Genomic DNA, 13290 nt, shown 5'->3' on the forward strand with positions numbered 1-13290 from the left:
TTAGTAGACAGTAAAGGCAAAAAATTGCGCAAACGGTTGCTTTGGGTGTTACGTCGAGTGCTAATTTCCTTTATAATACGCCGGAAAAGGCCGTTAACTGGTTTGAAATGACATTGATATAACGTAAATAAAGCTAAGTATTTGAAATTATATCAATATTATTTTTTATAACCCAACAGCCAAAGAGACCTAAGTACATGAGAATTTTGCGTGGTTCACCCGCTTTATCCGAATTTCGTGTCAACAAGCTTTTAGAGCTTTGTCGTGAGTTAAACCTACCTGTATCTGGCATTTATGCTGAGTTTGCACATTTTGCAGATCTAACGACTGAGCTTGATGCTCAAGAAGTTGAAAAGTTAGAAAAATTACTTACCTATGGTCCAACCATCGAAGATCATGATCCTAAAGGTCAACTGCTGTTGACGACTCCTCGCCCTGGCACTATTTCTCCATGGGCATCAAAAGCGACCGATATTGCTCATAACTGTGGTTTGAAAAAAGTAAAACGCCTTGAGCGTGGAACGGCTTATTATGTTGAGTCTTCGGTTGAACTATCAGCGCTGCAATTATTAGAAGTTAAAGCACTTTTACATGATCGCATGATGGAAGTGGTTTTTTCTGATTTTGAACAAGCTGCGGCGTTATTTAAAGTAGCGCAACCTGCACCTGTATCGGAAGTCGATTTATTAACGGGTGGCCGCACCGCGCTTGAAGAGGCGAATGTAACGCTTGGTCTTGCTTTGGCAGATGATGAAATTGGTTACTTAGTTGAAAGCTTTACCGAAAAATTAGGCCGTAACCCAACAGATATTGAATTGATGATGTTTGCTCAAGCGAACTCAGAGCATTGCCGCCATAAAATCTTTAATGCATCTTGGACCATTGATGGTGTTGAACAAGAAAAGTCTTTATTCAAGATGATTAAGAACACCATGGAAGTCACTCCAGATCACGTCTTATCGGCTTATAAAGATAATGCGGCAGTCATGGCCGGCTCAACCGTTGGGCGCTTCTTCCCTGATCCAAAAACACGTCAATATGGTTACACGCAAGAACTCGCGCATATTTTGATGAAAGTCGAAACGCATAATCATCCAACCGCTATTTCTCCTTGGCCGGGCGCTTCAACTGGTTCTGGCGGCGAAATTCGCGATGAAGGCGCAACTGGCATAGGTGGTAAGCCTAAAGCGGGTTTAGTTGGTTTTTCTGTATCGAATCTTAAAATTCCAAACTTTGTTCAACCTTGGGAAACGGATTTTGGCAAACCAAGTCGTATCGTTACGGCATTGGATATTATGCTTGAAGGCCCACTTGGCGGCGCAGCATTTAACAATGAATTTGGCCGTCCAAATTTATTGGGTTATTTCCGTACCTACGAAGAAAAAGTGAACTCTCATAACGGCGAAGAAATCCGTGGTTACCACAAACCAATCATGTTGGCGGGTGGCTTGGGTAATATCCGTGATGAGCATGTGCAGAAAAAAGAAATCCCAGTAGGTGCAAGTTTAATTGTGCTTGGTGGTCCTGCAATGAATATCGGTTTAGGTGGCGGCGCGGCGTCGTCAATGGCATCGGGTCAATCGGCTGAAGATCTTGATTTTGCTTCGGTTCAACGTGAAAACCCAGAAATGGAGCGTCGTTGTCAAGAAGTGATCGACCGCTGCTGGCAGCTTGGCGATGAGAATCCAATCGCCTTTATCCACGATGTGGGTGCGGGCGGTATTTCGAATGCATTACCAGAGCTTGTTGATGATGGTGAGCGTGGTGGTATCTTCCAATTGCGTGATGTACCTAATGATGAGCCAGGAATGAGTCCATTAGAGATTTGGTGTAATGAATCTCAAGAGCGTTATGTAATGGCAGTTGCTCCAGAAAATATGGCAACATTTGATGCGATTTGTCAGCGTGAACGTGCACCCTATGCCGTCGTAGGTGTTGCGACTGAAGAACGTGAATTGAAACTGGAAGATTCACATTTTGATAATACGCCAATCGATATGCCGATGGATGTTTTGTTAGGTAACACGCCTAAAATGCATCGTGATGCAAAAACATTAAAAGCGAATAACCCAGCAATTGATCGCAGTGGCATTGAATTAAATGAAGCCGTCGATCGTGTATTGCGCCTTCCAACAGTCGCTGAGAAAACTTTCCTTATTACCATTGGTGACCGTTCTGTGACTGGTCTTGTGGCTCGTGACCAAATGGTCGGCCCTTGGCAGGTTCCTGTGGCGAACTGCGCCGTTACAGCGGCAAGTTACGATACTTACCACGGTGAAGCGATGTCGTTGGGCGAGCGTACGCCAGTAGCATTACTTGATTTCGGTGCATCTGCGCGTTTAGCGGTAGGTGAAGCCATCACCAATATTGCGGCAACTAATATCGGTGATATTAAACACATTAAACTCTCGGCTAACTGGATGTCTCCAGCTGGTCATCCGGGTGAAGATGCTGGGCTTTATGAAGCGGTAAAAGCGGTCGGTGAAGAACTCTGCCCAGCGCTTGGTTTAACCATTCCGGTCGGTAAAGACTCAATGTCGATGAAAACCAAATGGCAACAAGATGGCGAAGATCGTGAAGTGACCTCGCCATTGTCATTGGTGATCACCGCATTTGCTCGCGTTGAAGATGTGCGTAAAACTATCACGCCGGAATTAAAACTTAACAAAGGTGATACCAACCTTATTCTCGTTGATTTAGGTAACGGTAAAAACCGTATGGGTGCAACTGCACTCGCTCAAGTGTATAAGCAGTTGGGTGATAAACCTGCCGATGTGGATAACGCCGAGCAGCTGAAAAGTTTCTACAATGCAATACAAACCTTAGTGGCGAGCAACAAGTTGTTGGCTTACCACGATAAAGGGGATGGTGGCTTGTTTGTTACGTTATCTGAAATGGCATTTGCAGGTCACTGTGGCGTGAAAGCAGATATTGCTGGTTTAGGCTCAGATTCTTTAGCCGCTTTATTTAATGAAGAATTGGGCGCTGTGATTCAAGTTCAGGCTGATGACGTTGAAGTTGTTCAATCGGTGTTAGCTGAGCATGGCTTACTGACGTGTTCTCATATTATTGGTTCGGTTGAAGTATCAGATAGTATTGTGATCACTGACGGTGAGGCCGTTGTACTTGAACGTAACCGTACTGAGCTTCGCATGATTTGGGCAGAAACCACCAATAAAATGCAGACCATGCGTGATAACCCTGCGTGTGCAGAGCAAGAACATGCAGCCAAGGCCGACAATAATGACCCGGGCTTAAATGTTAAGTTAACGTTTGATATTAATGAAGATGTGGCAGCGCCAGCCATTGCCGCGTCGATGATCAATATGGGCAAAAAACCTAAGATGGCGATTTTGCGTGAGCAGGGTGTTAACTCTCATGTTGAAATGGCGGCAGCGTTTGACCGTGCCGGTTTTGCAACTACCGATATTCACATGAGTGACATTTTAACAAGCCAAGCAGTATTAGAAGACTATCAAGGCCTTGTGGCTTGTGGTGGCTTCTCTTATGGCGACGTGCTTGGAGCTGGCGAAGGTTGGGCGAAATCAGTACTGTTTAATGATAATGCTCGTGACCAATTTTCTGGCTTCTTCGAGCGTCAAGATACGTTCTCACTTGGTGTATGTAATGGCTGTCAGATGCTATCTAATTTGCGCGAACTTATTCCAGGTGCGGATTTGTGGCCTCGTTTCGTACGCAATGAGTCTGAACGTTTTGAAGCGCGTTTTAGCTTAGTTGAAGTGCAAAAATCGGATTCTGTCTTCTTTAGTGAAATGGCAGGCTCTCGTATGCCAATCGCGGTTTCTCATGGCGAAGGCCGTGTCGAAGTACGTGGTAATGAGCATCTTCAAGCGATTGAAAACTCAGGTACAATCGCGCTACGTTATGTGGATAATATGGGAAATCCAACTCAACAGTATCCAAATAACCCGAATGGTTCACCTAATGCAATCACGGGTCTAACTACCGAAGATGGTCGTGTCACGATTATGATGCCACATCCCGAACGAGTATTTCGCACGGTAGCAAATTCATGGCATCCAGAAGATTGGTCTGAAGACAGCCCATGGATGCGTATGTTCCGTAATGCGCGTAAGCATATTGGTTAATTGATTGGAGAATAAATAAACGGTCACTTCGGTGGCCGTTTTTTTATCATTTAACCTAATCAACACATGAATATTAATTTAGCGACTACACTTATTTACATCCCCTAAAACTAAGGAATAAATGATGAATAAAACAGTTAAATGGCTTTTAAATGGTACGTGGGTAGCGATGATGTTGTTTTGTCAGCAAGCTTTAGCTGATTGGAATTTAGATGATAAAAACTCAACCTTGAATTTTGTATCAACCAAAAATGACAGTGTTACGGAAGTTCATCATTTCAAAACATTATCCGGTACGCTTGGCTCTGACGGTAAGGTTGCCATTGATATAACGCTATCGAGTGTTGATACTAAGGTTCCCGCCCGCGATGAACGTATGGGTCAAATGCTGTTTAATGTAAAAGACTTTCCACAAGCGATGCTTACCGCCCAACTGAATGTGGCACAATTAAAAAAATTAGAAAAAGGGCAGTTGGTTATTATGCCGTTAGAAACGGAATTGTCTTTACATGGGAAGTCTAAAACAATCGACACCAGTGTTTCAGTTACCAGATTGAGCGATGGTGGATTTCAAGTGGATACCATACAGCCTATTATTATCAATGCGGCAGACTTTGGTTTAGATAAAGGTGTAGAAGCGCTTAAGAATATAGCTAAATTAGATTCGATAGCACTGGGTGTTCCAGTGACTGCGCATTTTGTATTTAAAGCACAATAAATACTATTAAAAAATGCATCTTTTTTCGTCAAGATATGCTTTAATGCGCGCCTAATTTAGCGTTGCGCCTAAGCGAAATGTTTCACCATGGGGCAAAGCAGGTAAAAGAGTATTATGAGTAACAAATATAGTTTTCAATTGGTTGAAAAGCGTAATGGTTGGTCTGCTGAGATTGTTCGCCAAATTACCTCTCGCCGTACAATTATCTCTAAACGTCAATTAGGCTTTGAAACGGAAGCTGAAGCGACAGAATGGGCAGAGAAAGAATTGGTTGAATTCCAAAAGGTTCAAACTGAGCGTAATAAACGTAAATCTGCGGGTAAGCGCAAGAACGACGACGAATAAGTTGCTGCTTTAAAAAGTATAAAAAACGGTCATCTTTACGGTGACCGTTTTTTATGGTCTGCATTTAATTAACTAAGTGTCTCTACCCATTTTTGCACCAGCGCAAATGGATATTGTTCAAGCTTGCTAGCGCCTTCCATTTTATTCGCTTTTAGTTTACTGCTTAGCGGTGTTGAAATACCGCATAGGAATCTTGTGATTGCTTCAGAGGTTAACTGCATTTCTTCTTGGTGAGGACTGTTATCAAAAGCACTTTTAAATGGTTTTATCCAATGGGCAATAGTTTCTAGTGGTACTTCATCTAAATAGGGTTTAGGCAAAGTGGCAACCTTGCCACGACAGACACTGCAATGACCACAAGCATTTGGAACATCATGATCTAAAAAGTATCCTGCCAGTTTAGAGCTTAGACAGGACGAGCTTTCAAATAAATTAATCAATGTTTGAATTCGGTTTAGATCACCATGTTCTTTTTGCTTGAAAAGCTCACTTAGCTCGTTGGCAACGTCAGTATGATCTCGTTGGGTCTCTGGTGTTTCTGAACCCAAAACTTGATATACATCCGTTACTTGTTTGCTTTCAAGTTCAATTAAACCTTGTTCATGAAAATAATCTAATGCTGCGACCACGCGGCTACGTTCTGCTTGATAGCCCATCCATAAACCATCGAAATCGACACTGCGCCAGGTTTTGGCTATTTTTGAGCAACTGAAAATGGCTTGAATAAATTGGTGACGTTCAGCGTAGGCTCCGTGCTGTGGGAAACGGGCCAAAATATCAGCTTCACTCACAATATGCTTAAAGCGGTAGTCGGCGTAATAGCTATATTTCGCTTGGATAATGCCTTGTAGTTCTAAGTACACTAAAAGCGTTTTGAGAGGCAGTTGACGAATATTAGAATCACGAGATAAGCGCGTGAGCATCACTTCCCATAACCCTGATTGGCTTTGGTCTTCATAAATTGATTGCAATACATGCTTGATAGAGCAAGTATCTGGCGTATCACCATAAACAAAATTTTCGAGTACATTGATGCCCGAAGTATTTGCCAGCACAGTACAATAAGACTTTTCACCATCGCGTCCAGCACGGCCAATTTCTTGCGAGTAATTTTCAATCGACTTAGGCAAATCAAAGTGCACCACGCGACGAATATTAGATTTATCAATTCCCATTCCAAAAGCAATCGTGGCAACAATGCAAGGAACGTCTCCAGACATAAACTGTTGTTGAATACGTTGACGCAAGTCCGAGTCTAATCCAGCGTGATAAGCTAAAGCATTCATTCCGTGTCGTTGTAAATACTGAGCAACTTGAGCGGCGGTATGTTGCAAGGTGACGTATACAATAGTAGGTGAATCTGGCGCTGAGCAGAGTAAATCCACCAAAGCTTGTGGCTTATCTTCTTCCTCACAAGGTAGGACACTTAAATCAAGATTGGGGCGATAAAATCCCGTGATAGTGATGTTCTCTTTTAAGATATTAAACTTACTGCTGATATCTTCAATAACCGCTGGAGTTGCCGTCGCGGTTAACAATAACACTTGTGGAATGTTCAAACTTTGGCAGTAATAAGGCAGTTTTAAATAGTCTGGTCGGAAATTGTGACCCCATTCTGAAATACAGTGCGCTTCATCAACGACCAACATTGAAATGGGTACTTGCGAAATAAATTGACGAAAGCGTTCGTTTTTCAATCTCTCAACTGAAATCATCAGTATTTTTATTTCGCCATTACGCACTTTTTGCATTATTTGATTGCTTGCTTCGCGATCTTGAGTTGAATCGAGAGAGGCGGCCGCAATGCCTTTTGAATGAAGGAATTCGAGTTGATCTCTCATTAAAGCAAGTAGAGGTGATATCACGAGAGTTAGGTTAGGTAGTAGCACGGCTGGCAATTGATAGCACAGAGATTTACCTGAACCAGTTGGAAAAATTGCCGCCGCAGATTGCCCCGATAAAATGGTATCAATGACTTTCGATTGCCCCCCACGAAGCTCACTAAAGCCAAAGTGCTGCGTTAATGCTTGCTGAATTAGGGTCATCATCAATTTCCGTTTGCCGATTAAAATAGAGTAATATGATACTTCATTTCAGCAGTACACATAGATGCAACAATGAGAAAATCATGAATTCCTCATCGATAAACAAGATATTGATAGATAAAACGATACTCCACCAAGAAATCATTAAGAAGTTAGAATTGGTCTATGCATCAGCCTTAGCTGCCACTCAAACTGCAATCGATACTGCAACCGATAAAGAGAATGTACCTGAGCATAAATACGATACCTTGAGTTTAGAAGCTTCTTATTTAGCGCATGGGCAAGCACAGCGATTGCAACAATGTTTGAGAGATCTGCATAGCTTTAAAGATCTCGCTGTGAAAAATTGCTTGGACTCAGACTCTGTGAGTATTGGTGCTTTAGTCAAACTATTGGGTGACGATGAAAAGTGCGAGAAATGGTTTTTCTTAAGTTCTGTAGCGGGTGGGTTGAGTGTCCAGACCTCAAGTATTATGGTGCAGCTAATCACGCCAGAATCCCCATTAGGAAAGGCTTTAATGGGTAAGTCAGTCGATGATGAGGTTGTTATCAATATTGCTAATCACACAAAGTGTTACGAAATTATGTCTATTTATTAATTATCGAGTGGAATAGGTTGAAAGTATTGGTATAAGTTAACGTTTTACTGACTTAAACTAAGGATATATTGCTAGTCTCTCTCCTTACTTTTACTCATCTCCAGTGGGATTTTATTATATGAAACGGACTTTACTTTCTTTCGCGTTAACCTTTGCATCTGTTTCTGCTATGGCACAAACGCCACAATGTGACATCAATATTAATAATGAAATGCATTTAAAGAACAATGCGGTTTCGATCTATCAGCAAGACCAAGCGAAAGTGCTTATTAATCAAAATAATGATGTGTTTATTAAGGGTAAAAAATTAGATTTAGATCAGGCACAAGCCGATGCAGTGAAAGCATATAGAGAGAAAGTTAGTCTTTATATCCCTAAAGCCAAAAAAATTGCTGATGATGGCGTCACTTTGGCGAACCAAGTAATTGATGATATTAGTGCCAGCTTTAATAACACCAAAGCCTTTGATAATGTAAAAACAGCCATTGGTGGTTATTATTCCGATATTGAATCTCGTTATTATAATGATGGTGAATGGATTCTGAAAAAAGATGCAGTAAAAGAGGCTATAGCCAATTGGAAGCAAGAATCAGCTGCCGCAACACAACGCTTTAATGGTGAGTTTTTCTCAAGCGCATTTGCTGTATTGTCTGAGAAAATGAAAACGGACGGAAGTGTTAATCTCACCGAATTACAAAACCAATTAACGGGATTGAAATCACAAGTTGAAACACGTTTGAAATCGCAATCAAAAGAATTACAGAAAGAAGCGAATGATTATTGTGGTGATTTAAAAGACTTGGCAGGAGAAGAGAAAAAACTTCATCAGCAAGTTCCTGAATTGAAAAACTACGATGTATTTGTGATGTAAAATAAATCTCCCTATAGTGATAAACGGATTAAAATAAAAATGCCAGTTCGAGTAAATTCGAACTGGCATTTTGTCTTTATGTCTATGTTAGTTATCCAGAGTTCAGATTAGCTAGGATTACTGAGCGTTATTCATCTGTGTAAGTTTATTGCCAATTGGGGCTGAGAAATTAAATCCATCATATTTATCCCAGTTAATTGACCACGTCATCACTCCACCAAAATTACTATAGGCTTTGCTTGGAATAACTGAACCACAATGAGTGGTGTTGGTAACACAATCTAACGCATCGGTAATATTCTGAGTTGGAGCTTGGCCTGAATTTGCCGATTGTGGGCCCGACGGTAAACTGAATGCGACTTGATCATCACGTAGAGGTTCAAAGCGAGAGCCATCGGCTAGCGTAAAACCTTCTACTAACATCTTGGCCGAAGCAACCATCATATCAACAGAGCCTTCCGGCGCGGCACTTGGTGTATATGGATTAGCTAAACCACCGTTGTTGTACAACTGAACATGGAGTAGATCCAAGGTGCTGCGAACTTGATTGATGATTGGGATGTAAGCTCCCCAAATACCAGAATATGCCACCATGCCACCTTGAACATATGGATGCTCTGGTGCCATCGATAGGAACATATCTCCGCCGATATTTTTCTCAATTTGTAATAATGCGCCACCTAATCGAGCTTGAATTTGCGATCCATGCACTAAGCCTGAGCCACTTTCTAAGTCAATGTCTAAGCCATCAAATCCCCATTCATTAATGAGGCTAGTAAGGCTTGAAATGAAGTGCTGCTCATCGGCATCACTATTGAGCGTAATTGTGCCTTCCGCGCCCCCTAAAGACAGAACAAATACTTTCCCTTTAGCTTGTAAATCACGCATATCTTGCTTGAATTTTACAGGATCAATCGCGGGGCAACTGCTGTGCATATCCGATTGGAACAAATTAAAGTGAACGGTACCGGTGCTGTTTGGATCGTTATCAGCAAAAGCAATATCAATCACATCCCAGGCATCCGACATTTCCGACAATGGAATAGGGCAGCCGGCCGGGTTAACAAAGTTGTGCCAATAACCCACTAACTTGTGTACTTTCGAACTTTTCTCAATCACGTTGACCATTGCGGCATCGGAATCGGCTTTATTGCCTTGATTGTCGGTTGCAGAGCTAGAAATGATGTAAGAACCGAGTGCGGTTGGTGTCTAGTTTACGGCGTAAGGTGAAGTTGTATCGGTGGCAATTAAGCTTCCATTAACGAAAAAATCAACGTTAGAAATACTACCAGTGATGCTGGTGGCTTGTGCTGCTAGTTGAACATTTTTACCTAATCCTACCGACGTACCAGATGTAGGAGAGGTTAAGCGTGTCACAACAGGTTTATCACTCACTGTTACTTGCGCTAATGATTCAGCTTGGTTGTTTTCATCATCTGTTGCCATGGCTTTAATGCTGTTGGAGCCGACTAAGGTTGCACTCCACTGAGCGCTATACGGTGCTTGAGTATCAACGCCTAAACTGGCGCCGTTAGCAAAAAACTCAACACTTGTAATACTGCCATCAGGATCGGAGGCTTGCGCGGTAACATTAATATCACTTCCTGCTAAAACGACACTTCCATCTTGTGGGGTGGTTAATGTAACAGCTGGTGGTGTGGTGCATAATCCTAAACTGGTCTAAGCACCTTGCCAATTTTGTCCAGTGCCTGGCGCATAAGCCCATAATGCATCGGAAGAGCACCAACCTGCGACATCGCAGCGATATTTTTGATTATCTAATTGAACCAATTGATCCACGGTATATGCAGTGCCGGCAGAATAGAGCGCTACTTCGCCACAACCACCACTAGATGTAGTGGCAACGTTAAGCGAGACTTGGTTACTGGTCGCGGCCGCATCTTTATCATCAAAGGCTTTAGCTTTAAGTGAGTGTTGACCTGAAGTAGCGATCCATTGAGCCTCAAACGGTTCACTATTATCTGAAGCGATCAATTGGTTATCGACATAAAATTCAACGTTAGCCACATAGCCATCGGCATCACTAGCATTTGCCGTTAGCGTCACATTATCATTAGGTTGAATATTATCTTCCGCTGTTGGCGTCGTTAGACTGATGGTTGGCGCCATATTGGCATCGCCACTTTGGACAGAAATAGAAACTTGGCTTGATGTGCTTTTACCTAAATTATCCGTTGCAATGACTTGAATTGAGGACGAACCTAATGTCGCACTCCAATCTAATTGATAAGGTGCGGCAGTTAGTTGGCCTAATAATTGATTACCTGCAAAAAATTCTACTTTACTGATATTGCCATCTTCATCGTCGGCGTTGGCTTTTAGAGTAATAGTCACGGCTTCTACAATTTGAGCATTATTTAATGGTGAAATAATACTGATTGTTGGCGCAATATTGCCATCTTGGCTATCGCATACTCCAAGGTTTCCCCACTCTTGCCATGATCCAGAAAATTGTGCCGGAGAATTGCCTTTTGTCCACCATTGAGCTTGGTAAGCACTATCATTTTGTTGAACTTGGTTACCTCCATTGTAAGCTTGGTCTGATTGCCAAATGGGTAAGTCGCTGCAATCTTGTGCATAAGCTTGTTGACTTAATATCAACGCCGCCATTACGGCACTGTAAGTTAAAGTCCGTTTCATCCTTCTCTCCTAAATATAAAAGCTATGTATTTTGTGTTTGACTCAGTTGAGTTTATGAACTCATGCTTATTTAGTAGTTAAGAAAAATATACCGTATGTCTTGTTTGTATCAATATGTATAAAAATAGAACGAATATCACTAACTGTGGAGGTGGCGGTAATAAACGACAATTAACTTTCGATGCATGTCTCGTTATATTAATAGGATATTTTTAAGCGCTTTGCTATTGTATTGATAGATTGCGCTTATGGTTTTACGTGCGATATTTGTATTTATTATGACTGGAGATGGTGTGATTAAAGTTATTTGGGTTGCAGTGGTTTTATCTGTGTTATCAGCGCAAAGTTATGCTAATGAACAAAAGGGTAAATGGGAACCTGGCGTTTCAGGGACGATTGCGATGTTAGCGGGAGGCGCTCAAAGTAACTCCCGTCTAGATTCTGGCCCTAAGAATATAGATTCTTTATCGGGGATTGGGGAAGACAAAATGGAAGCCTTCTTTTTCCCTTTGGCCGCGAGTCATGTGGATTATACGTTTGCTAATGGTAATTCACGAGTACAGTTCGGTATGCAAGAAGCTGATATCGCGCTTGGCCGACCGCATATTGAGTTAGGTTACCACCAATATGTTGATAACCTTGGCACTTTTAAATTCTCTTACTTACCGGGCATACTATCGGCGACGACTTGGAAGGACCCTTACCTTGTCGGTGAGGATAGGAGTGAAACCGACCGCAATATCCAAGGAGTACGATTTCAATATAGCGATATATTATCATCTCGTTTTGGTTTAGAAATGGCCTATGGTGATCAAAAAATAGACGATGAACTCAGTGGTATTAGCTTTTCGCCTACAGCCCAGCAAGCATTAGATCGTAACGGTGATTTGTATTTTATTGAATTGTCTCATTTAGATCCGATCAGTAAAACATGGTTAGTTCGTAGCTCTGTTAACTATATGCGTAAAGATTTATCAGGTAAGGCAATGTCATCCAATAAATATACTGGACAGGTTGCCTTTTTGAAGCGATTAGCAAAAGGTACGTTTACGGTTAGTGCGACATATCATTACGAAGATTTCGAAAATGTTAATCCTATTTTTCAAGACACGCGCAGTGATAACGGCGTAGGTATTATGTCCACCTATGTTTATAAAGCGCCTTTCAACTTGAAAAATGTCGGACTAGTAGCGCTACTTGGTTATCATCAAGATTTTTCTAATATCGACTTTTACGATAACTATAATGTGAGCGTTGGTACTGGCGTGAGCTATGATTTTTAACGAAAAGGCAGTTAAATTGCATAGCTAGATATTGATTATTATTAGTGTAAATAGCCGCAAAGGCACGTTATAACCAGTGTTGAGCGGCTATTTTAATAATCATTATCGGAATTGCTTGGCTTCTGGTAAATAATCAAATCCAGCGGTTGTTAGCTTATCTATTAATTGTTGTTGATCAATATCGAAAAACTTGGTTAAGTTTTCTAAATTACCAAATTCATTTCGGATCTTCATATTGACGATACTCATCAATATTATCGGGTCCATTTTTTCAAAATTAGCTAAATCCATCGTATATTATCCTTATCAGGACTTAATCTTTAAAGTCTGAAATTAAAAGATTGGCAGCGGCAAAGGCTGCTCGCTCGCGGGTTTCTATTGGCAGTTCTTCATCCGCTGCAATATCGTTAAATGTCCTTACCGCGCAAGTAATTGCTTGTGGAATATAGCCTTGATCGCCACTACCAATTTGAGCGTATAGTTCGCGGACTAAGTTACAGCAATCATAAATTTTCATTAAAGTTGTCCAAGTTAGGTCTTGAGTGGTTAAAAATACTTGTGAGTGTTTGACTGTAGACTAATATATTTAAAAATGATGTGGAACTTCCAATATGGAATAACCATACGGTGTGAAGAAACACAGAGTTGCTATACTGGTT

Annotated in this window: 9 protein-coding genes and 1 pseudogene; 6 read left to right on the forward strand and 4 right to left on the reverse strand. The window is 41.5% G+C overall.

Annotated elements, in window-relative coordinates; all coding sequences use genetic code 11:
* Nucleotides 1–197 precede the first annotated feature (197 nt).
* From purL to FH976_RS06480, 3 genes are all read left to right on the forward strand, one after another.
* The gene (gene purL / locus FH976_RS06470; protein ID WP_194090077.1) at nt 198–4109 is read left to right on the forward strand and encodes a phosphoribosylformylglycinamidine synthase; all 3912 of its coding nucleotides are present in this window, start codon (nt 198–200) and stop codon (nt 4107–4109) included.
* A gap of 121 nt (nt 4110–4230) precedes the next feature.
* Nucleotides 4231–4827 carry a YceI family protein gene (locus tag FH976_RS06475; protein WP_194090078.1) on the forward strand — a complete coding sequence of 199 codons (597 nt, stop codon included), beginning with the start codon at nt 4231–4233 and terminating at the stop codon, nt 4825–4827.
* 114 nt (nt 4828–4941) lie between these two features.
* Entirely contained in the window at nt 4942–5172 is a 231-nt protein-coding gene (locus FH976_RS06480; protein ID WP_190330423.1) for a DUF3622 domain-containing protein, read from the forward strand.
* 68 nt (nt 5173–5240) lie between these two features.
* Here the strand turns inward: FH976_RS06480 and FH976_RS06485 are convergent, their stop codons facing one another.
* Nucleotides 5241–7217, reverse strand: coding sequence for a RecQ family ATP-dependent DNA helicase (locus FH976_RS06485; RefSeq protein WP_194090090.1), 1977 nt, complete (start codon nt 7215–7217; stop codon nt 5241–5243).
* 83 nt (nt 7218–7300) lie between these two features.
* Here FH976_RS06485 and FH976_RS06490 point away from each other — a divergent pair, with 83 nt between their 5' ends.
* Complete coding sequence (locus FH976_RS06490; RefSeq protein ID WP_194090079.1) at nt 7301–7816, forward strand: GreA/GreB family elongation factor; 516 nt, start codon at nt 7301–7303, stop codon at nt 7814–7816.
* Between the two features lie 118 nt (nt 7817–7934).
* Nucleotides 7935–8687: a DUF2884 family protein gene (locus tag FH976_RS06495; protein WP_194090080.1), complete on the forward strand. Its 753-nt coding sequence runs from the start codon at nt 7935–7937 to the stop codon at nt 8685–8687.
* Between the two features lie 117 nt (nt 8688–8804).
* Here FH976_RS06495 and FH976_RS06500 read toward each other — a convergent pair.
* A pseudogene (locus FH976_RS06500) lies at nt 8805–11348 on the reverse strand (Ig-like domain-containing protein).
* A 248-nt stretch (nt 11349–11596) separates the two neighbouring features.
* On the opposite strand from FH976_RS06500, the gene FH976_RS06505 reads away from it, so the two are divergent.
* Nucleotides 11597–12631, forward strand: a complete 1035-nt coding sequence (locus FH976_RS06505; protein ID WP_194090081.1) for a DUF2860 family protein — start codon at nt 11597–11599, stop codon at nt 12629–12631.
* A 102-nt stretch (nt 12632–12733) separates the two neighbouring features.
* Here FH976_RS06505 and FH976_RS06510 read toward each other — a convergent pair whose 3' ends face one another.
* Together FH976_RS06510 and FH976_RS06515 are read right to left on the reverse strand one after the other, a co-directional pair.
* Nucleotides 12734–12922, reverse strand: coding sequence for a DUF4250 domain-containing protein (locus FH976_RS06510; RefSeq protein ID WP_194090082.1), 189 nt, complete (start codon nt 12920–12922; stop codon nt 12734–12736).
* Nucleotides 12923–12944: 22 nt separating this feature from the next.
* On the reverse strand, nt 12945–13148 hold the full coding sequence (locus FH976_RS06515; RefSeq protein ID WP_194090083.1) for a YaeP family protein: 204 nt from the start codon (nt 13146–13148) through the stop codon (nt 12945–12947).
* Between the last annotated feature and the right edge of the window lie 142 nt (nt 13149–13290).

This window comes from Vibrio hibernica, from assembly GCF_015223435.1.
Lineage (GTDB): Bacteria > Pseudomonadota > Gammaproteobacteria > Enterobacterales > Vibrionaceae > Vibrio > Vibrio hibernica.

Excerpts from the sequence above, each read along its gene's own strand:
- FH976_RS06490 (WP_194090079.1), top strand. The coding sequence starts at position 7,301 with ATGAATTCCTCATCGATAAACAAGATATTGATAGATAAAACGATACTC.
- FH976_RS06510 (WP_194090082.1), bottom strand. The coding sequence starts at position 12,922 with ATGGATTTAGCTAATTTTGAAAAAATGGACCCGATAATATTGATGAGT.
- FH976_RS06480 (WP_190330423.1), top strand. The coding sequence starts at position 4,942 with ATGAGTAACAAATATAGTTTTCAATTGGTTGAAAAGCGTAATGGTTGG.
- FH976_RS06505 (WP_194090081.1), top strand. The coding sequence starts at position 11,597 with ATGGTTTTACGTGCGATATTTGTATTTATTATGACTGGAGATGGTGTG.
- FH976_RS06485 (WP_194090090.1), bottom strand. The coding sequence starts at position 7,217 with ATGACCCTAATTCAGCAAGCATTAACGCAGCACTTTGGCTTTAGTGAG.
- FH976_RS06515 (WP_194090083.1), bottom strand. The coding sequence starts at position 13,148 with ATGAAAATTTATGATTGCTGTAACTTAGTCCGCGAACTATACGCTCAA.
- FH976_RS06495 (WP_194090080.1), top strand. The coding sequence starts at position 7,935 with ATGAAACGGACTTTACTTTCTTTCGCGTTAACCTTTGCATCTGTTTCT.
- purL (WP_194090077.1), top strand. The coding sequence starts at position 198 with ATGAGAATTTTGCGTGGTTCACCCGCTTTATCCGAATTTCGTGTCAAC.
- FH976_RS06475 (WP_194090078.1), top strand. The coding sequence starts at position 4,231 with ATGATGAATAAAACAGTTAAATGGCTTTTAAATGGTACGTGGGTAGCG.